The sequence below is a fragment of the Williamsia serinedens genome (assembly GCF_024171725.1).
Taxonomy (GTDB): domain Bacteria; phylum Actinomycetota; class Actinomycetes; order Mycobacteriales; family Mycobacteriaceae; genus Williamsia_A; species Williamsia_A serinedens.
Window position 1 is genome coordinate 77,445 of sequence record NZ_JAMTCG010000005.1, and the last position, 18,648, is coordinate 96,092.

The following is an 18,648-nucleotide window of genomic DNA, read 5'->3' on the forward strand; positions in this document are numbered from 1 at the left end:
TGTGACGGCATCGGCCCCGTACGCTGAGCGTGCGGGGCCGGTGTGGTCTCCGACCCCGGTGACGCCCGTGACGACACAGACAGGACCCCGCCACCCCCACCATGCAGCCGACGCCCCCGCCCCACGCTCCGCTCCCCGCCGCCACGGGTCCCGCGACCCCGCCGCAGCAGTTCCCCGGACCGCAGGGTCCGGCCGGGGCCGACCAGTCGGCGAGCAGGCAGCTGGACGAGTTGCTGCGGCAGATGGCCGACGTCGCCGCCGGTCTCGAGCGGGAGGACCTCGTCGCCCGCCTCGACGGCGCGCGGACCCGGATCATCGACCCGCGCCTGCGGATCGTCGTCGTCGGACAGCTCAAACAGGGCAAGAGCCAGTTCGTGAACTCCCTGCTCGACATCGAGGTCTGCTCCGTCGGCGACGACGAGACCACGGCCGTGCCGACGCTGGTGCAGCACGCGCAGACCGCGTCGGCGCACCTCGTCCTCGACGACCCCGGCAGCAACGAGCCGGTGCAGGTGGACATCCCGATCGACGCGATCCGCGGCATCACCCCTGACACCCCGTACGCGGAGGGCCGGTCGGTCGTCCGGCTCGAGGTGTCCGTGCCCAACCCGCTGCTCGCCGACGGGCTCGTCCTCGTCGACACGCCGGGCGTCGGCGGCCACGGGAACCCGCACGCCGCGTCCACGCTGGGACTGATCCCGTCGGCGGACGCCGTGCTGGTCGTGTCCGACGCCAGCCAGGAGTTCACCGAGCCGGAGATTCAGTTTCTCAAGCAGGTGACCGCCCTCTGCCCGACGGTCGCGTGCCTGGTCTCGAAGACCGATCTGTACCCGCACTGGCGACGCATCGTCGAGGCCGACCGCGCGCACCTGCAGCGCGAGGGCATCGACGTCCCACTGTTGCCGATCAGCTCGGTGCTGCGGACACATGCGATCCGGCGCAACGACGCCGGTCTGATGGCCGAGTCGGGTTTCACCGACCTGTACGGCTTCCTGCGGGACCGCGTCGTCGCGCACGCCGAGCAGACCACCCGTGCGTCGGTCGCGCTCGACCTGCGGTCGGTGTCGGAACACCTCGCGCTGACCCTCGGCAGCGAACTCGCCGCGCTCCGCGACCCCGAGACGGCCGCGGCCGCACTCGAGGGTCTCCGACGTGCGCAGACCGCGGCCGAGGAGATGCAGCAGAAGTCGTCGCGCTGGCAGCAGACCCTCGCCGACGGCATCGCCGACCTCGCCGGCGACGTCGAACACGACCTGCGTGACCGGCTTCGCGCCGTCACCCGCGAGGCCGAGAAGGCCGTCGACGAGGGCGATCCGGGCAAGGACTGGGCGCAGCTCTCGGAGTGGTTGGCCGACCAGATCGCCACCGCGGTCGGCGACAACTTCGTGTGGGCGCACGAGCAGTCGGTGTGGCTGGCGGACCGCGTCGCCGAACACTTCGCGGAGACGGCGAAGACCGCGCTGCCCGACCTCGACATCGCCGACATCGACGGCGTCTTCGAGCCGGTCACCGAACTCGCCGACCTCGAGTCGGGCCGCCTCGGCATCGGGCAGAAAGCACTCATCGGACTGCGCGGGTCGTACGGCGGCGTGCTCATGTTCGGTCTCATCACGACGCTGATGGGTCTCGCCCTGATCAACCCGATCTCGGTCGGTGCGGGTGTGCTGCTCGGCTCGAAGGCCTACCGCGACGACAAGGGCGCCCGGGTCGACCAGCGCCGCATCAAGGCCAAACAGGCCATCCACGCGTTCACCGACGACGTCAGCTTCCAGGTCGGCAAGGAGTCCCGGGATCGCCTGCGGCACGTCCAGCGTGCGCTGCGCGACCACTTCGTCGACGTCGCCGACCAGGCCGCGCGCTCGGTGAGCGAGTCGCTGCGTGCGGCGCAGGAGGCCGCGCAGTCGGAGCACTCGCTGCGTGCCTCGCGCACCGCCGAGCTCGAGCAACAGCTCCGCGCGGTCGCGGCCCTGCGTACTGTCTCCGACCGCCTCGAGGTCGCCGCGGGACCCGTGCGCCCGGCCGTCGCCCCGGCGTCGACCCCGCCGCCCGCCCCGCCGGCCGTGGCGACGCCCCCGACCACCCCGACGGGTCGACACAGCGCCGATCCGACACGATGGCAGGCGTGAGGACGCTCGACCGAGCGCGCGCCCTGATCGACGCGGCACTGCAGGCGCACGCGCATGACCCGGACTGCTACGGGCGGCTCCTCGAGTGCTCGCGCCGCCTCGACGAGCCGCTGCGTGTCGCGCTCGCCGGCTCGCTCAAGGCGGGGAAGTCCACGCTGCTCAACGCGCTCGTGGGGCAGGACATCGCGCCCACCGACGCGACCGAATGCACGCGCGTGGTCACCTGGTACCGCCAGGGCGCGACGCCGACGGTGACAGCGACCTACGACGAGAACCGCACGACGTCGATCCCGGTGCTGCGCCCCGGCGGGCGCCTGACGTTCGACTTCGGCACCCTCACCTCCGACCGGGTGTCCCGCCTCGACGTCACCTGGCCGGCGTCGGCGCTGCGGACCACCACGATCATCGACACGCCGGGCACGGCGTCGCTGTCGCGGGAGGTGTCGGCGCAGACCGTCGACATGCTCACCCCCGACGACGCCGAGTCGGGTGCGGACGCCGTCGTCTACCTGCTGCGCACGCTGTCGGCGGCGGACACGACGATGCTGGCCCGGATCAACGAGTCGATCGGTCGGGAGTCCGGGCCGCTCGGTGTCGTCGGAGTGGTCTCACGAGCCGACGAGATCGGCGCCGGGCGCATGGACGCGATGATGTCTGCCCGCGATGTCGCCGCCCGGTTCGCGGGGGAGCTGGAACGCACCGGCCTGTGTCAGGCCGTGGTGCCCGTCGCAGGGCTGGTCGCACTGGCGGCCCGCACGATGCGCGAGGTGGAGTACCGCGCGCTGGTCGCGCTCGCCGGGGTCGCGCCCGACGACCTCGACCTGGCGATGCTGTCGGTGGACCGGTTCGCCTCGGCCGCAACGCAGTTGCCGGTCCCACCGGAGGTGCGCGCCGGCCTGTTGGACCGGTTCGGGATGTTCGGGATCCGGTTGTCCGTCACCCTGATCCGGCTCGGCACACCCGACTCGCCCACGCTGGCCGCGGAACTCGTCGAGCGCAGCGGACTGGACGAACTGCGGTCGGTGATCGACGTGCAGTTCGGTCAGCGCGCCGAGCAGCTGAAGAGCCACTCGGCCCTCGTCGCCGTCGGGCGGATCCTCGCCGACAGCCGGGTGGCCGGGGCGCAGGACCTGCGTCACGACGCCGCGCGCATGCTCGCCGACGTGCACGGCTTCGCCGAGCTGCGACTGCTCGGTCGGCTGCGGTCGGGGCGGATCCATCTCCCCGAGGAGCATCTCGCCGACCTGGCGCGCATCGTCGGCGGGATGGGCATCGACCCGGCCATCCGCCTCGGCCTCCCCGGTGACAGCGACGACGACGCGATCCGCGCCGCGGCGCTCGAGGCCGTCCGGATGTGGCGCGCCCGCGCCCGCCACCCCCTCCTCGACCGGCCCACCGCCCTCGCCTGCGACGCCGCGGCGCGCAGCGCCGAAGGCGTCCTCGCCGAACTCCCCCGCTAGTTCGTCACCTCGCCACCGCGCGTCGGGCTCGCCCGCGAGATCCCGGTGGCGAACCCGGCTCGGGGTGCGAGGACACGAGACCGCGGGCGAATCGGGCCGCCCTCGCACGCTCGCCAGTCGTTCGCACCGCCTCGCGTCGTTCGCACGCCGCATGCAGCGTGCGAACGGCTCGAGAGCGCGCGAGGGATCGACAAAACTCTGCAGTCACAGAGTCAGCGTGAACGTATGGACCGCGCCTACCCGCTCCGTGCAGAGTTTCGTCACCGTGGATGCGGGTTCGCCACCGCGCCGCGGGTTCGCCCGCGAACTCCGGGTGGCGAATCTCGGTTCGGGTGGCGAAGCCGTCACATCGCGGGCGAATCGACGATCCCGCGGGCGAAACGGACTCAGATCTTCGGCGCCGCGGCCAACCAGCGAGAGACCGGTGGCAGGAAGATCAGCACCGTCGCGACGACCGCGAGGGCGGCGACGGCGAAGGGCAGGACGTTCAGGGCGGGGCTGACGTCGTCGCGGGCGGGGGAGAGGACGGTCCAGAAGCCGATCGACCCGGCGGCGGTGAGGACGCCCATCGTCGTGAGGGTCGTCCGTGAGCCGGCCAACCGCTCGCGGATGCGTACCGATCCGTAGATCACCAGCAGCAGGACGATGACGACGATCGCGCCGGCACCGATCATCGTGATGTCGACAGCGGCACGGATGTCACCCTGCGAGGTCGTCGGGTGGCTGTCGGTGAGGGATCGCCGCAGGGTGGCCCGCACGGTGTCCTGCTTCAATGCCACCAACACGGCGGACACGACGAGACCGACGAGGGTCACCGCCCACAGCCCGATCGCGGCGTCGACCTGGCGGGGACGGGTCGGATCGACCGGCTCGCGCATCGGCGCGACGGACACCGGCGGCCGGGACGGGCGGGCAGGCGGGCGATCGTCGGTCACAGGGCCCGAGCGTAGACGCGACACCCCCTCGGAGTGGTGGACACCGGCGAGCCGGATTCCCCTGGCCGGCGCGCGGGCCGATAGTGTCGGTCCCGATTCGTGATCGGCAAGGAGGTGAGTCGCGGTGAGTCAGGTGCTGGGCGTCTCCGTGACCGACCTGCAGGTCGCCTCGGTGATCATGGAGGCCGAGACCGGCAACGTGCTCGCCCGCAACACCGCCGACCTCGTCGACGCCACCCCCGACTCCGTCCTCGACGCCGTCACGCAGCTCGTCGAGACCGTCCCGTTCGAGGTCGAGGTCATCACGGTCGCCTGCGCCCAGCGGAGCATCCAGGTCGCCCTCCACAACACGGTCACCGCGGGGAAGTCCGGCGACCCCGAGTGGTACCGACGGACCATCGTCACCGACACCCCCTTCGCGTTCGCGAACGTCGCTGCCGCACAGTCGGATCAGCGCGGGCAGGTCGTCGTCATCGACCTCGCCGACGAGGCGATCCCGTTCAACGAGTTGTCGATCGCGGCGGTGGACACCGAGACCGCGACCGTCGTCGGTGCCGTCCAGCTGCCCGGCGGCGGGCAACGGGAGCCGGTGACCGAGCCGTCGGGTGCCGCGACCGTCGCCGAGGCGTTCCGGCTCCTCCCGGTCAGCGAGGCCGGACGGACCGGCGTGTTCGTGGTCGGGCCGGGCGCGTCGGTGCCCGGCGTCGCCGCGGCCCTCGAGTACGAGATGCAGCTGCCGGTGCAGATCGCCGAGGCGCCGACCTACGCGGCCGCGCACGGTGCGGCCCTGCACGGACGGACCCGACTGCGGTCGGGCTCGGCACGGACGCGGTGGATCATCCTCGCCGGTGCCGCGCTCGCGGCGTTGGTGCTGGCCATCGTCGTCGCCGTGGTGGTCCTGGTCGCCGACGCGGAGGACTCCCCGACACCGGCGAACAGCACGGTCTCGTCCAGCGCGACGCCGTCGACGACCTCGACGCCGAGCACCCCGAGGTCGACGCCGCGCAGCACGACGACCACCACGACACAGGCCGAGGACACCGACACCCCGACCGAGGCGCCGGCGCCGCAGCAGACGGTCACGGTCACCCCGCCGCCGCGCACGGTGACGCGTACGACGACACCGCCGCCGGTCACGACGACGACCCCGGACACCACGACGACGACCTCGGTTCCTCCGGCCAGCGGCGCCTCGCCGGCGGCGTCGGCGGTCAAGCCCTCGGCGAACGGCTGACGCGCGACGGTCAGACCGGGTCGTGGTCGATGAGCCGACCGGGCACGCCCGCGACGATGAGCGCACGGCGGGTCGTCTCGATCATCGACGACGAGCCCGCGAGCAGCACCTGTCGTTGCGACCAGTCGTCGGCGGGAGCGACGACGTCGGCGAGTCGACCGATGCGGTGGTCCGCCCGCAAGGTGGCCAGGTCGACGGCGTCGCCCAGCCACCAGGGATCCGACTCCGTCTCCGACACGAGCGTCACCGAAAGCCACGGGTTGACCGCGGCGAGGTGCAGCAGGCGTCGGGCGTCGTACAGCTCGCCGGGGTAGCGCGTCCCCCAGAACAGGTGGGTCGGTGCGACGTCGACGCGTCGGGCGAGGTCGTGCAGGATCGCGCGCAGCGGCGCGATGCCGGTGCCGCCGGCGACCATCAGCGTCGGTCGCCCCGGGTCGACTCTCAGCGTCCCGTGGCTCTGCGCGAGGGTCCACGTGTCGCCCACCGCGGTCTCGGCGACGATCGACGTGCTGACGCTGCCGCCGGGCACCGACCGCACGTGAAACTCGATCTCCCCGTGCGGGTTCGGCGGGATCGCGGGTGAGAGGTGCCGCCACACCCGCGGCCACTGCGGGATGGACACCTCGAGGTACTGGCCGACGTCGAACGCCTCGGCGACGTGCTCGGGGTCGTCGGCGACCAGACGCACCACCGCCAGATCACGCGTGAGCCGGTACTTCTCGACCACTTTCGCCGACCACGACGGCGGACCGGGTGCCGTCATCGCCGCCCCGCGCATCACGCCGGTCACCAGGGACGTCGTCTGCACGGTGGCGACGCCGCCCTCCTCGTCGGGGTCGAGGTCGGCCACGGCGAGCAGTTGGGCGGCGAGCGCGCGCCCGAACAGGTCGTAGTGACTGTCGACCACCCCGAACTTGCGATGGTCCCGCCCGAGCTGGGCCAGCGTCTCGACGAGCTGGGGATGAGTGGTGGTGTCGGGCAGCGACTCCAGTACGTGGTCGAGCACTCCGAAGAGCGCCGCACGCTGGTGGGCCATCGTCACCGGGAACAGGTCGCGCAGGTCGGGGTCGGCGGCGAAGAGCCGCGTGTAGAAGTCGTCGACGAAGCGGTCGGGGTCGGCGCGGATCGCGTCACGCACCGTCAGCAACCCGTGACGTGCGTGAGTTCCCATGGGCGGCGCGACCTCCTCTCCGACGACGCCCACCGTACCGATGCCGCCCCACCACTTCGCCTCACCGTGGGTGCAATCGTCGCGGGCGGTGGGCGTCTCGGGTTCGCTGGCAGGATGAGCCGTCCCATCCGCTTCAACGCCTTCGACATGAACTGTGTGGCCCATCAGTCCCCCGGACTGTGGCGCCACCCGCAGGACCGGTCGTGGGACTACACCACCATCGACTACTGGGTCGAGCTGGCGCGACTGCTCGAGACCGGCGGGTTCGACGGACTGTTCATCGCCGACGTCCTCGGCACCTACGACGTGTACGCCGGCACCGACGAGGCCGCCATCCGGCAGGGTGCGCAGACGCCCGTGAACGACCCGCTGCTGCTGGTCTCGGCCATGGCCCACGCGACCGAGAACCTCGGGTTCGGCATCACCACCGGCACCGGGTTCGAGCACCCCGTGCCGTTCGCGCGCCGCATGTCGACCCTCGACCACCTGACGAGGGGACGGATCGGCTGGAACGTCGTCACCGGATACCTGCCGTCGGCCGCGCGGAACATGGGCGAGACCGACCAGCTCGCGCACGACGCCCGCTACGACCACGCCGACGAGTACCTGGAGGTGCTCTACAAGCTGTGGGAGGGATCGTGGGAGGACGACGCCGTCCGCCGCGACCGCGAGGCGGGGGTGTTCGCCGACCCGGCGAAGGTCCACCACATCGGCCACCGCGGTGAGCACTACTCGGTTCCCGGGATCCATGTGTCGGAGCCGTCGCCGCAGCGGTCGCCGGTCATCTACCAGGCCGGCGCCTCGCCGCGCGGCATGGCGTTCGCCGCGGGCAACGCCGAGGCGATCTTCGTCGCGGCGCCCACCAAGGAGATCCTGAGGTCGGTCGTCGGGAAGATCCGTGCCGAGCTCGTCGCCGCCGGTCGGGGTGCCCACGACGCCCGGATCTACACGCTGCTGACGATCATCACCGACGCCACCGAGGGGGCCGCGCAGGCGAAGGCGGCCGAGTACCGCTCGTACGCCAGCGACGAGGGTGCGCTCGTGTTCATGTCCGGCTGGATGGGCATCGACCTGTCCGCCTACGACCTCGACGAGCCGATCGGCAACGTCGAGTCCAACGCGATCCAGTCCGCGGTGGCGGCGTTCTCGCAAGCCGATCCCGACGGCAAGGAGTGGACCGTCCGCGACATCGCCGCCTGGGGCGGGATCGGTGGGATGGGACCGGTCCTCGTCGGGTCGGGCGCCTCGATCGCGCAGCAGCTGGAGGAGTGGGTCGCCGAGACCGACGTCGACGGCTTCAACCTCGCCTACGCGGTCACGCCGGGGACCTTCGCCGACGTCGTCGAGCACGTCGTCCCCGAACTGGAGAAGCGCGGCAGCTACGAGCGCGGGTACGCGCCGGGCACGTTGCGCAACAAGCTGTTCGGTCGGGGAGACCGCCTCCCCGACAACCACCGCGGTGCCACCTACCGCGTCGGCGGGATCAACTCGACCATCGACGACTCGGTGCGGTCGGGCGTCACCGCGTCGTGAGGAACGGCGCGGCGGCCAGGGTCAGCGCCTCGTCGTAGCGGGCGTCGGCGGGGCCGTCGTCGTGGAAGGCCCTGCCGGACAGCTCGAGTCCGACCATCCCGTGGGCGACGACCCACAGGTGCGACGCGATCCGGTCGACGTCGCCGGTGAGCAGCCCGGCGTCGACCGCGTCGGCCACGCGGTCGACGAGGGGCCGGAACGTGGTGTCCGCTGCCGCGCGGTCGTCGTCGGTGAGGACGAGTCCGGCGGGCGGCGGACCGAACATGAGCGCGTACAGGTGTGGTGAGGCGAGCGCGGCGTCGCGATAGGCGCGCCCGGTGGTGAGCAACGCCTCCATCGGTTCACCGGGGCCGACCGCACCGAGCCTCGCCCCGAGCCGACGAAAGCCTTCGCGGTAGAGCGCCGAGAGCAGGGTGTCCTTGCCCCCGAAGTGGGTGTAGACGGCCATCGTCGACGTCCCGGCGGCGGTCGCGATCTTGCGGACGGACAGCGCGGCGGGGCCGGACTCGGCGAGGATGCGGGCGGCTTCGTCGACCAGCCGGCCGGGGAGGTCATCGTTGACGGAGGGCACGAGACCAGCCTATAACAGTGTTATAAGTCCTGTCGTCGCGGTCCACGCGGTGTGTGCGTCCCTGGCCCTCCTGCTCGGCCCGGTGGTCCTGCTCCGCCGACCGCGCGGTGACACCGCCCATCGATGGCTCGGCCGCATCTGGGTCGGGGCGATGTACGTAGCGTTGGGGACGTCGATGGGGATCGAGCAGCTGCGGCCGGGTCATCTCAGCCTCTTCCACGCCCTGACCGCGTTCACGACCATCACCGTCTCGGTCGGCCTGTGGGCGGCCGTCCGCGGGCGCGTCGCGATGCACCGTCGGTTCATGCGCAACTCGTGGTTCGGCGTGGTGGGGGCGTTCGTCGGGGCCGTCGCGGTCCCGAGTCGCGACGTCCCACGCCTCGCGGCGCATGATCCGGCGCTGTTCACGGTCGCGGTCGTCGCGCTCGTCGTCGGGTGCGGGGCAGTCGTCGTCGCCGTCGAGGTGGTCGCGCGTCGCCGGTGGTCGGCGCGGCCGTCGCCGGCCCTGGCGTCCGTAGGGTCGGGGTGATCGCCGAGCGGGAGGAGCGGGCATGACCGACGAGGGTTCGATCGACGACCGCACCCGTCTGACCCGCGGCGCCGACTTCTGGTCGACCGAGGCGGTGGGGGAGGTGCCGTCGTTGGTCCTCACCGACGGTCCGCACGGCGTCCGACGTCAGCGTGGCGACGCCGACCATCTCGGGATCGCCGACTCCGAACCGGCGACATGTTTCCCGCCGGCCGTCGGACTCGCGCAGAGCTGGGACCGCGACCTCGTCGAACGGGTCGGTGCGGCGCTCGGACGAGAGGCGCGGGCACTCGGGGTCGACGTTCTCCTCGGACCCGGGGTGAACATCAAGCGGGACCCCCGGGGTGGTCGCAACTTCGAGTACTTCTCGGAGGACCCGGTGGTCGCCGGGACGCTCGGCGCGGCGTGGGTGACCGGCGTCCAGGGCGCCGGCGTCGCCGCGTCGCTCAAGCATTTCGCGCTGAACCAGGCCGAGACCGATCGGATGCGCTCGAGCTCTGACGTCGATCCGCGCACCGTGCGGGAGATCTATCTGCGCGCGTTCGAACACATCGTGCGCACCGCCCGGCCGTGGACGGTGATGTGTTCCTACAACCGGATCAACGGGGTGTACGCCGCGGAGAACCGGTGGCTGCTCACCGATGTCCTGCGCGGCGAGTGGGGGTTCGACGGCCTCGTCGTCAGCGACTGGGGCGCGGTCCGCGATCGGGTCGCCGCGCTGCGCGCCGGGCTCGACCTGACGATGCCCGGTGACGGTGGGGCCGGTGACGCCGCGGTGGCGGCGGCGGTCGGGTCCGGTGACCTCGACCCGGCCGACCTCGACCGCGCGACCACGGCGGTGGCCACGCTCGCCCGGCGTACGGCAGCCGGCCGAGACCAGCGCGACGACGTCGACCACGATGCGCACCATCGCCTCGCCCGCGAGGCCGCCGCACGCTGCGTCGTGCTGCTGAAGAACGACGACGACGTCCTGCCGCTGCGCGCAGGTGCCCGCATCGCGGTGATCGGTGAGTTCGCACAGTTGCCCCGATACCAGGGCGGCGGGAGTTCGCACGTGACCGCCACCCGGGTCGACATCCCGGTGGACGAGATCCGTTCCCGTGCCGGCGACGAGATGGTCACCGCCGTCGCCGGTGTCACGACCGACGGCTCCGGGGACGCGGTCGGTCTCCGTGCCACAGCCGCCGGTGCCGCGGCCGACGCCGACGTCGCGGTGGTGTTCCTGGGGCTGGGGGAGAAGCAGGAGTCGGAGGGCTTCGACCGCACCGACATCGAACTCCCCTCCGACCAGCTCGAACTCGTCGCCGCGGTGATCGCGGCCCAGCCGCGCACCGTGGTGGTGCTGTCGCACGGTGGCGTGGTCCGGGTGGCGCCGTTCGTCGACGACGTCCCGGCGATCCTCGACGGCGGACTGCTCGGCCAGGCCGGCGGGGGAGCGCTCGCCGACGTCCTGTTCGGCGCGGTGAACCCGTCGGGCCGACTGGCCGAGACCCTGCCGGTGCGCCTCGCCGACTGCCCGTCGTATCTCGACTTCCCCGGCGGGCACTCGCATCTGCGCTACGGCGAGGGCATTTTCGTCGGGTACCGCGGATTCGACGCCCGCGGTCTCGACGTCGCCTTCCCGTTCGGACACGGCCTGTCCTACACGCGGTTCGCGTACACCGATCTCGACGTGACCGTCGACGACGAGGTGCTGAGCATCGGTGTGACCGTCACGAACACCGGCCCGGTCGTCGGGCGGGAGGTCGTCCAGGCCTACGTCGGACGCACGGAGTCGTCGGTGACCCGTCCCCCGCGGGAGCTGAAGTCTTTCGCGGTCACGCCGGATCTCGAACCGTCTGCGTCGCACCGCCTCTCGATGACCATCGACCGGGACGCGCTGGCGCACTGGGATGTCCGTGTCGACCGGTGGGTCGTCGAGGGTGGTGCCTGGGACGTCGAGATCGGCGCGTCGAGCCGTGACATCCGGCTCGAGGCGTCGGTGACGGTCGCCGGCGACGACGTCGACCTGCCGATCACGTGGCAGTCCACCCTCGCCGAGGCGCTGGCCGACCCGGCCGTCGCCGAGGCGCTGTCCTCGTCGATGCCCGACGGCGCGGGCGAGATGGCCGGATCGGACCTCCTCACCCTCGTCGGGTCGATGCCGCTGGACCGACTGCGGAACTTCGGTCTCACCTCACCCGCACTCATCGACCTCCTCGGTGATCCCGACGCCGGGTAGCGGCCTCGATACGATCCCCCGATGACCACCGTCCCCACCTGGGTGAGCATCGCCGAGCAGTTCGTCGACCCCGCGGAGACGCGCTTCGAGATCCGGCCGGTCGCGGACTCCGACTCCGACGAGGTCGTGATGGAGATGCCCGCCGGCCGATGGACGAACCCGTCGACGACCTCGATGAGCGCGGGACTCCTCGCGATGCTCGTCGACTCCGCCGGGGGCACGGCGAACTTCGTGTCCTACGGAGCGCAGCAGTGGACGGTCAGCAGTGAGCTGTCCGTGGACCTCGTTGCCCCACTCCCTGCCGCCGCGACCACCGCTCGCGCGGCGGGTCGCACCACCGCGCTCGACGACTCGACGGCGCTGTCGCTGAGCACGGTCACCGTCGACGGCCGGGCCGTCGGCGTGGGGACGGTGCGCACCCATCCGATCCCCAGCGGCGACGCGCTGCCGGGCCTGCCCGACGACGAGCTCACCGGCGCCGACAGGGACGACATCACCCGGATGTTGGGGCTCGGGTCGCCGGTGGGCGACGACGTCGACTCCGCGGCGGCGCTGGCCGACCCGTCCCTGCAGAACGGCATCGGGATCGTGCACGGCGGCGTCATCGTCGCCGCCGCCGAGACGGTGGCGTCGGCCACGATGAACCGCGACCGGACGACGCCCCTGGCCACCGGCGCCGTCCGCGCCAACTACCTGCGTCCGATGTTCACCGGCGGGCAGGCCCGCTACGAGGCGCGCATCGTCCGCGCCGGGCGCAGCACCGCGTTGGTCGACGTCGCGGCGATCGGGGCCGACGGCAGGACCGCCGCCGTCGTCCGGGTGACGGGATACGCCGTCGGCTCCTGACGATCACCCGCGGTGCTCCCAGGCCTGTCCGACGAAGGCCATCTGTTCCTTGGTCGGGCCGGCGAACATCGGCGTCGCCGACTCGTCGGCCTGCAGGTCGGCGTTGTCGTGGGCGACCGCGTACAGCGACTCCTTCAGCCCGGGGTCGTTGCCGTGGAACTCCTCCAGCAGTCCCATCCACTCGACCGCGAGCGCGACGGCCCGCGGCGACGCGGGATCGACGCCCTCGGCCATCGCCGCGTCGACCTCGGCCATCAGGCTCGGCCATCGGTTCTCCACCTCCGCGATGCGCTCGTCGCCGACGGTCTCCCGCCGGCGAGCCAGCTCACCCATCTGATCGGCGTCGAAGTACTTCGCCATCGTCTCGTCCATGCTCGTCACCTCTCGGATCACGTCGAGGAGATCCGACGACGGCGTCGACCGCGCCCGCACGGTCGCCAGGCTCACGCCGATCCGCGCCCGGATCGACTGCAGTGCCGCGATCTGCTCGGCCAGCAGCCGGTCATGGGTGCACAGCGTCGACTCCAACGACGCCGCGTCGTCGAGCACCTCGGCGATGCGCTCGAGCGGCAACCCGAGCTGTCGCAGCGCGATCACCCGGTAGAGACGCTCGACGTCGGTGTCGTCGTAGAGCCGGTAGCCGGCCGCGGTGCGTCGAGACGGACGGACCAGCCCGAGCTCGTCGTAGTGGTGCAGCGTGCGCACCGTCAGACCCGTGAGCTCGGCGAGCCGACCGACCCGCAGCATCCCGTCCGTCATCGGAACTCCTCACCCGACGCACCGTGCGCCGGTGACGACCATGCTCGGGCCGCACGTCGCGTGAGGGTCAAGCGCGATCAGTAGATGAGCTTGCCGACCTCGGTGGGGCAGTAGGCGGTCACCGCGGCGCGGACGAAGCCCTTGGCCTTCGAGTCGTCCCCGTTGTACTTGTCCTTCACGTCGTTGCCGGCGTCGGCGGCGCTCTTGCCCTCGTTCAGGCTGCTGCACACGTCGCGCGCCTCCGAGGTCATGTCGGAGTCGCTGCCGAACTTCAGGTTGCCGACGCCGAGGGCGCCGATGAACGCGCTGTCGCGGGCGGCCGACGCGGCGTCGCCGACGGCGTTGGCGGCGCTCGACGCGGCGCTGCCGAACTCGTCCGCCGACCGCGAGGCCGACTCCGCACCGCCGCCGGAGGCGTTCGGGGTGTTCGAGTCGGAGTCGGAACAGCCGGCCAGGACCAGTGCCCCCGCCGCGATCGCCGCAAAAACGAGCTTCTTCATGCCGCCCTCTTCCTCCTCCGTCGACGTCGGTCGCCGAACCTGTCCAGTATGGCCGGTTGGTGGCCCGCCTCGGACCGACATCGCACATCGCTCATCGGGGTGAAGAATCGCCGGGAACAACTGTCGCGACCGATGTCGAGAACCGTGCGACGGTGACGTCCCAGGGGTACGAGCGATGCACCGGCGTCGCGACGAACGCGAGGAGAGAACCGTGAAGTACCTGATGCTCAAGCACTACCGTGGCGGCCCCACCCCCGGATTCCGCGGTGACCCCATGGACCGGTGGACCCCGGACGAGGTCGACGCCCACATGCAGTTCATGCGGGACTTCGCCGACAAGCTCAAGGCGACCGGTGAGTTCGTCGACGCGCAGGCACTCTCCCCGGAGGGGACCTTCGTCCGGTACGACGGGCCGGGCAGGCCGCCGGTCACCGACGGCCCGTTCGCCGAGACCAAGGACCTGATCGCCGGATGGATGGCGATCGACGTCGACTCCCACGACCGTGCACTCGAACTCGCGGGTGAACTGTCCGCGGCGCCGGGTGCGGGTGGTGAACCCATCTACGAGTGGCTGGAACTCCGCCCGTTCCTCGAGATGCCCCCGGTCATGACCGACTGAGACGACGATGCTCGACGAGCAGGAACTGCGGGCGCTGGTCCCCGCGGTGATCGGCGTCCTCGTCCGGCGCGGCGCGGACTTCGCGTCGGCCGAGGACGCCGTCCAGGACGCGCTCGTCAGCGCGCTCGCGTCCTGGCCCGACGACCCGCCGCGCGACCCGCGGGGATGGCTGACGACGGTCGCGTGGCGGTCGTTCCTCGACGCGGTCCGCTCGGCGTCCGCGCGGCGCCGGCGGGAGGACTCCGTGTCGCGGGAACCCGAGCCGGGACCCGTCGCAGCCCGCGACGACTCCCTCGACCTCTACCTGCTGTGCGCGCATCCGGACCTGTCGCCGTCCTCGGCCGTCGCCCTCACCCTGCGGGCCGTCGGCGGGCTGACCACGCGGCAGATCGCCGAGGCGTACATGGTCCCGGAGGCGACCATGGCGCAGCGCATCAGCCGTGCGAAGAAGACCGTCGCGGGGCTGCGGCTGGGCGGGGCGAGCGACCTGTCGACCGTCCTGCGCGTCCTCTACCTCGTGTTCAACGAGGGCTACGGCGGCGACGTCGACCTGGAGGCGGAGGCCATCCGGCTCGCTCGGATGCTGGCGACGCTGACAGACGAACCCGAGGTCGCGGGCCTGCTCGCGCTGATGCTCCTGCACCATGCGCGTCGCGCCTCACGCACCGGGGCGGGCGGTCAGCTGATCCCGTTGCACGGGCAGGACCGCAGCCGGTGGGACACCGCGCTGATCGCCGAGGGCGTCGACATCCTGCAGACCGCGCTCGCCCGCGATCGGCTGGGGGAGTACCAGGCCCAGGCGGCCATCGCCGCACTGCACGCCGACGCGCCCTCGGCAGCCGAGACCGACTGGGTGCAGATCGTCGAGTGGTACGACGAACTCGTCGCGCTGACCGACAGCCCCGTCGCGCGGCTCAACCGAGCGGTCGCCGTCGGTCAGGCCGACGGTGCCCCGGCCGGGTTCGCGGCGCTCGACGGGCTCGACCCGAGCCTGCCCCGTCACACCGCCGTGCGCGCCCACCTCACCGAGATGGCCGGCGACCTCGACGGCGCGGCAGACCTCTACGTGGCGGCGGCCACGGCGGCGTCATCGGCCGCCGAGCGGGACCACCTCGTCCGGGAGGCCGCCCGGGTGCGGTCGCTCAGTTCAGGATGTTGATCGCCCGCGCCAGCACCATCGCCACCGTGGCCAGGGCGATCACCGACTGCACCATCATCGCGAGCTTGGCCCAGCGGGTCATCGGCATCGTGTCGGTCGGACTGAACGCCGTCGCATTGGTGAAGGAGACGTAGAGGTAGTCGGCGAACCGGGGCTCCCAGTCGGGTGGCGACATCTCCGGCGTGGCCATCTGCGGGAAGAGGAAATCGGGGTGCTCGCGGACTCCTGCCGCCCGCGCGGCGGGCCCGCCGCGGTCGAGATCCCAGTACCAGAGCCCGAACACGATGATGTTCGTCAGATAGATCGCGCCGCCCGTCGCGAGCAGTTCGGGTGCCTTGGCGTGATGCGACGACGAGACGATGTCCACGACGAGACGCACCGCCGAGTACGCGTTCGCGAGACTCGCGACCGCGATGAGTCCGAGGCTGACCGCGCGGATCGGCCGGGTGCCCTTCTCGATGCGCAGCGGGTTGAACGCCACCAGGACGACGAACAGGGCCGCCTCGATGGCGGGCAACAGCCACCGCGACGACAGGTTGAGCCGCTCCGGCAGCGAGAGCTGTAGCGCGATGACCACGACGATGGCCAGGGCTGCGGCCCACCGGGGCTCGCCGGCGGTGATCCGCCGCCACGCGGGCAGCGCGTCGTGCTCGACGCGGCGGAATGAGCTGTCGGATGAGGACATGCCGCGATTGTGCCGGGGAATACCGCGTGAACTGTCCTATCGAGGACCGGAACTGTCCGGTATGCGAACCATGATCGAGATGTCCCCGACAGCACAGCTCAGGAGCACCACATGACCGAGACCACCAGCACCGTCGACGACGGCCGCGCCGATCTGCTCGCCGAACTCGCGCTCGCCCGCGAGATCATCATCGGCACCACCGAGGGGCTCACCGACGAGCAGTTGGGTGAGCGCCCGACGGCCAGCTCGTTGTGCCTCGGTGGCTTGATCAAACACGTCGCGTCGACCGAGGCCGCGTGGGGTCGGTTCGTCGTCGAGGGCACGTCCGCGATGGCGACCGACCTGCCCGAGGGCGTCACCTGGGAGGACATCTTCACAGGTACCGCGACGACCTGGCCGCAGTGGGCGATCGACCGCCAGAACGACTTCCAGATGCTCGACGGTGACACCCGCGAGTCGGTGATCGAGCACTACCGCGACGTCGCCGTCCGGACCGAGGAGATCATCGCCGGCGTCACCGACCTGTCGCGGACGACGCCACTTCCCGAGGCGCCGTGGAACGAACCGGGTGCGTCGCACAGCGTCCGGCGCGTGCTGATCCACCTCGTCGCCGAGACCTCCCAGCACGCCGGCCACGCCGAGATCATCCGCGAGAGCATCGACGGCCGCACGACGATGTGAGGGCTGCCGGCTCGCCCGCGAGATCGCAGGCGAGTCGGGATCCCGACTGGACGAACTGGTCACTTAGGGGAAGCCCGGAACGGACATCGGTGTTGCAACCCCGCATGGCCACCCAGACCCCATCCGCCGCGACGGAGGAGTACCAGCCCGACCCGAAGCGGTGGACCGCGTTGGCGGTGTGTCTCGTCGTCGGGTTCATGACTCTGCTCGACGTGTCGATCGTCAACGTCGCGCTCCCGTCGATCGAGAAGGGCATCGGGGCGTCGTCGGCCGATCTGTCGTGGGTCGTGTCCGGCTATGCGCTGGCGTTCGGTCTGTTCCTCGTCCCGGCCGGGCGCATCGGTGACGCGCGGGGCCGCAAGGTGACGTTCATCGTCGGGTTGGTGCTGTTCGTCGCCGCGTCGGCGGCCTGTGGTCTCGCTTCGGGTCCGCTGACGCTGGTCATCGCGCGGCTCATCCAGGGCATCGCGGGCGGCATCCTCAGCCCCCAGGTCTCCGGCCTCATCCAGCAGCTGTTCCGCGGCGCCGAGCGCGCCAAGGCATTTGGCCTGTTCGCCGCCACCATCGGCATCTCGACAGCCGTCGGACCGCTGCTCGGCGGTGTGCTGATCCAGCTGGGCGGCGAGCAGCACGGATGGCGCTACGTCTTCATGGTCAACGTGCCGATCGGTGTCATCGCTTTCGTCGCGGCACTGAAACTGCTCCCGTCGGAGCCGGCCGCGGAGCGTCAGCCGCTGCGGTGGTCGTCGTTCGACCCGCTCGGTGTGGTGCTGCTCGGGCTGGGCGTGGTGGCGGTCATGCTGCCGCTGGTGCAGGAGCAGCAGTGGAAGGGCTCGGCCAAGTGGTTGCTGCTCATCGTCGCCGCGGTGTTCCTGGCTGCGTTCTACTTCTGGGAGCGACGCCAGGGTCGACGCGAGCAGCAGCAGCTCGTCGACCTCTCGCTGTTCCGTCTCCGGTCGTACTCGCTCGGCTGCATCATCGGCCTGGTCTACTTCGCCGGTTTCACGACGATCTTCTTCATCTACACGCTGTACGTGCAGCAGGGGCTGGGCTATTCGGCGCTCGCCGCCGGTCTCGCGGTGACGCCGTTCGCGGTCGGGTCCGCGGTGTCGGCGCGGATCGGCGGTGCGCTCGTCGGACGCTTCGGGCGCAGCCTGGTCGCCGCGGGTCTGCTGATGGTCGTCGTCGGCATGCTCGGCGCAGTGGTCGCCTCGCTGATCGTCCCCGGACACGGGGTGGGCTGGGCAGCCGCGTTCCCGCTCCTGATCGCCGGCCTCGGCTCGGGTTTCGTGATCTCGCCGAACATCACCCTGACGCTCGACGAGGTCCCGGTGAAGCGCGCGGGGATCGCGGGTGGCGTGCTGCAGACCGGTCAGCGCATCGGGTCGGCCGCAGGCATCGCCCTCGTCGGCGCCGTGTTCTTCGCCCGCGTCGCCGACAACCCACGCGACTGGGCTTCGGCGTTCCAGGTCGGTCTCTCCGTCGCCGCGGCGCTCGTCACCGTCGGTCTGATCATCGCGATCGTCGACGCCGTGACCGCGCGGTCGAAGGAATCCCGCGAGTCCGTCCCCGCGTGATCGGTAGCAGTTCGTGTCGCGTGGCGACCCGAACTGCTACCG

Annotated in this window: 17 protein-coding genes; 11 read left to right on the plus strand and 6 right to left on the minus strand. The window is 71.5% G+C overall.

The features are described 5' to 3' along the window. Window positions 1-101 precede the first annotated feature (101 nt). Window positions 102-2,126: a dynamin family protein gene (locus LX12_RS13870; RefSeq protein WP_372505018.1), complete on the plus strand. Its 2,025-nt coding sequence runs from the start codon at window positions 102-104 to the stop codon at window positions 2,124-2,126. Beyond that, on the plus strand, window positions 2,114-3,586 hold the full coding sequence (locus LX12_RS13875) for a dynamin family protein (RefSeq protein WP_372505019.1): 1,473 nt from the start codon (window positions 2,114-2,116) through the stop codon (window positions 3,584-3,586). The genes LX12_RS13870 and LX12_RS13875 overlap by 13 nt, the downstream gene beginning before the upstream one ends. 386 nt (window positions 3,587-3,972) lie before the next feature. On the opposite strand, the gene LX12_RS13880 is transcribed toward LX12_RS13875, so the two are convergent. Beyond that, the gene (locus LX12_RS13880; RefSeq protein ID WP_253655174.1) at window positions 3,973-4,521 is read right to left on the minus strand and encodes a hypothetical protein; all 549 of its coding nucleotides are present in this window, start codon (window positions 4,519-4,521) and stop codon (window positions 3,973-3,975) included. Window positions 4,522-4,645: 124 nt separating this feature from the next. On the opposite strand from LX12_RS13880, the gene LX12_RS13885 reads away from it, so the two are divergent. Further along, on the plus strand, window positions 4,646-5,755 hold the full coding sequence (locus LX12_RS13885; protein ID WP_253655175.1) for a DUF7159 family protein: 1,110 nt from the start codon (window positions 4,646-4,648) through the stop codon (window positions 5,753-5,755). A gap of 10 nt (window positions 5,756-5,765) precedes the next feature. Here LX12_RS13885 and LX12_RS13890 read toward each other — a convergent pair whose 3' ends face one another. Then, window positions 5,766-6,926 (minus strand): FAD-binding oxidoreductase, encoded by a 1,161-nt coding sequence (locus LX12_RS13890; protein ID WP_253655176.1) that lies wholly within the window; start codon window positions 6,924-6,926, stop codon window positions 5,766-5,768. 114 nt (window positions 6,927-7,040) lie between these two features. Between LX12_RS13890 and LX12_RS13895 the strand changes: the two genes are divergently transcribed. Further along, complete coding sequence (locus tag LX12_RS13895; protein ID WP_253655177.1) at window positions 7,041-8,459, plus strand: LLM class flavin-dependent oxidoreductase; 1,419 nt, start codon at window positions 7,041-7,043, stop codon at window positions 8,457-8,459. Here the strand turns inward: LX12_RS13895 and LX12_RS13900 are convergent. Beyond that, window positions 8,446-9,030, minus strand: coding sequence for a TetR/AcrR family transcriptional regulator (locus LX12_RS13900; RefSeq protein ID WP_253655178.1), 585 nt, complete (start codon window positions 9,028-9,030; stop codon window positions 8,446-8,448). The genes LX12_RS13895 and LX12_RS13900 overlap by 14 nt on opposite strands. A gap of 49 nt (window positions 9,031-9,079) precedes the next feature. Here LX12_RS13900 and LX12_RS13905 point away from each other — a divergent pair, with 49 nt between their 5' ends. From LX12_RS13905 to LX12_RS13915, 3 genes are read left to right on the plus strand one after another with little or no spacing between them, the layout of a single operon-like run. Continuing rightward, on the plus strand, window positions 9,080-9,559 hold the full coding sequence (locus LX12_RS13905; RefSeq protein ID WP_253655179.1) for a DUF2306 domain-containing protein: 480 nt from the start codon (window positions 9,080-9,082) through the stop codon (window positions 9,557-9,559). Window positions 9,560-9,581: 22 nt separating this feature from the next. Further along, window positions 9,582-11,780 carry a glycoside hydrolase family 3 C-terminal domain-containing protein gene (locus tag LX12_RS13910; RefSeq protein WP_253655180.1) on the plus strand — a complete coding sequence of 733 codons (2,199 nt, stop codon included), beginning with the start codon at window positions 9,582-9,584 and terminating at the stop codon, window positions 11,778-11,780. Between the two features lie 21 nt (window positions 11,781-11,801). Beyond that, window positions 11,802-12,626 carry a PaaI family thioesterase gene (locus LX12_RS13915; protein WP_253655181.1) on the plus strand — a complete coding sequence of 275 codons (825 nt, stop codon included), beginning with the start codon at window positions 11,802-11,804 and terminating at the stop codon, window positions 12,624-12,626. 3 nt (window positions 12,627-12,629) lie between these two features. Here the strand turns inward: LX12_RS13915 and LX12_RS13920 are convergent, their stop codons facing one another. Both LX12_RS13920 and LX12_RS13925 read right to left on the minus strand, forming a co-directional pair. Continuing rightward, the gene (locus tag LX12_RS13920) at window positions 12,630-13,385 is read right to left on the minus strand and encodes a MerR family transcriptional regulator (protein WP_253655182.1); all 756 of its coding nucleotides are present in this window, start codon (window positions 13,383-13,385) and stop codon (window positions 12,630-12,632) included. A 77-nt stretch (window positions 13,386-13,462) separates the two neighbouring features. Beyond that, the gene (locus LX12_RS13925) at window positions 13,463-13,885 is read right to left on the minus strand and encodes a DUF732 domain-containing protein (RefSeq protein ID WP_253655183.1); all 423 of its coding nucleotides are present in this window, start codon (window positions 13,883-13,885) and stop codon (window positions 13,463-13,465) included. Window positions 13,886-14,060: 175 nt separating this feature from the next. Here LX12_RS13925 and LX12_RS13930 point away from each other — a divergent pair, with 175 nt between their 5' ends. After that, window positions 14,061-14,504 (plus strand): YciI family protein, encoded by a 444-nt coding sequence (locus tag LX12_RS13930; protein WP_253655184.1) that lies wholly within the window; start codon window positions 14,061-14,063, stop codon window positions 14,502-14,504. Window positions 14,505-14,511: 7 nt separating this feature from the next. Then, window positions 14,512-15,663 carry an RNA polymerase sigma factor gene (locus tag LX12_RS13935; RefSeq protein ID WP_253655185.1) on the plus strand — a complete coding sequence of 384 codons (1,152 nt, stop codon included), beginning with the start codon at window positions 14,512-14,514 and terminating at the stop codon, window positions 15,661-15,663. On the opposite strand, the gene LX12_RS13940 is transcribed toward LX12_RS13935, so the two are convergent. Then, a complete protein-coding gene (locus LX12_RS13940) occupies window positions 15,647-16,348 on the minus strand; it encodes a DUF1345 domain-containing protein (RefSeq protein ID WP_253655186.1) in 702 nt (233 codons plus the stop codon). The genes LX12_RS13935 and LX12_RS13940 overlap by 17 nt on opposite strands. Before the next feature lie 111 nt (window positions 16,349-16,459). On the opposite strand from LX12_RS13940, the gene LX12_RS13945 reads away from it, so the two are divergent. Both LX12_RS13945 and LX12_RS13950 read left to right on the plus strand, forming a co-directional pair. Beyond that, entirely contained in the window at window positions 16,460-17,029 is a 570-nt protein-coding gene (locus LX12_RS13945; RefSeq protein WP_253655187.1) for a DinB family protein, read from the plus strand. Window positions 17,030-17,133: 104 nt separating this feature from the next. Next, entirely contained in the window at window positions 17,134-18,606 is a 1,473-nt protein-coding gene (locus LX12_RS13950) for an MFS transporter (protein WP_253655188.1), read from the plus strand. Window positions 18,607-18,648 lie beyond the last annotated feature (42 nt).

Excerpts from the sequence above, each read along its gene's own strand:
- LX12_RS13890 (WP_253655176.1), bottom strand. The coding sequence starts at position 6,926 with ATGGGAACTCACGCACGTCACGGGTTGCTGACGGTGCGTGACGCGATC.
- LX12_RS13910 (WP_253655180.1), top strand. The coding sequence starts at position 9,582 with ATGACCGACGAGGGTTCGATCGACGACCGCACCCGTCTGACCCGCGGC.
- LX12_RS13925 (WP_253655183.1), bottom strand. The coding sequence starts at position 13,885 with ATGAAGAAGCTCGTTTTTGCGGCGATCGCGGCGGGGGCACTGGTCCTG.
- LX12_RS13875 (WP_372505019.1), top strand. The coding sequence starts at position 2,114 with ATGGCAGGCGTGAGGACGCTCGACCGAGCGCGCGCCCTGATCGACGCG.
- LX12_RS13895 (WP_253655177.1), top strand. The coding sequence starts at position 7,041 with ATGAGCCGTCCCATCCGCTTCAACGCCTTCGACATGAACTGTGTGGCC.
- LX12_RS13935 (WP_253655185.1), top strand. The coding sequence starts at position 14,512 with ATGCTCGACGAGCAGGAACTGCGGGCGCTGGTCCCCGCGGTGATCGGC.
- LX12_RS13920 (WP_253655182.1), bottom strand. The coding sequence starts at position 13,385 with ATGACGGACGGGATGCTGCGGGTCGGTCGGCTCGCCGAGCTCACGGGT.
- LX12_RS13950 (WP_253655188.1), top strand. The coding sequence starts at position 17,134 with ATGGCCACCCAGACCCCATCCGCCGCGACGGAGGAGTACCAGCCCGAC.
- LX12_RS13945 (WP_253655187.1), top strand. The coding sequence starts at position 16,460 with ATGACCGAGACCACCAGCACCGTCGACGACGGCCGCGCCGATCTGCTC.
- LX12_RS13930 (WP_253655184.1), top strand. The coding sequence starts at position 14,061 with ATGCACCGGCGTCGCGACGAACGCGAGGAGAGAACCGTGAAGTACCTG.
- LX12_RS13940 (WP_253655186.1), bottom strand. The coding sequence starts at position 16,348 with ATGTCCTCATCCGACAGCTCATTCCGCCGCGTCGAGCACGACGCGCTG.
- LX12_RS13870 (WP_372505018.1), top strand. The coding sequence starts at position 102 with ATGCAGCCGACGCCCCCGCCCCACGCTCCGCTCCCCGCCGCCACGGGT.
- LX12_RS13915 (WP_253655181.1), top strand. The coding sequence starts at position 11,802 with ATGACCACCGTCCCCACCTGGGTGAGCATCGCCGAGCAGTTCGTCGAC.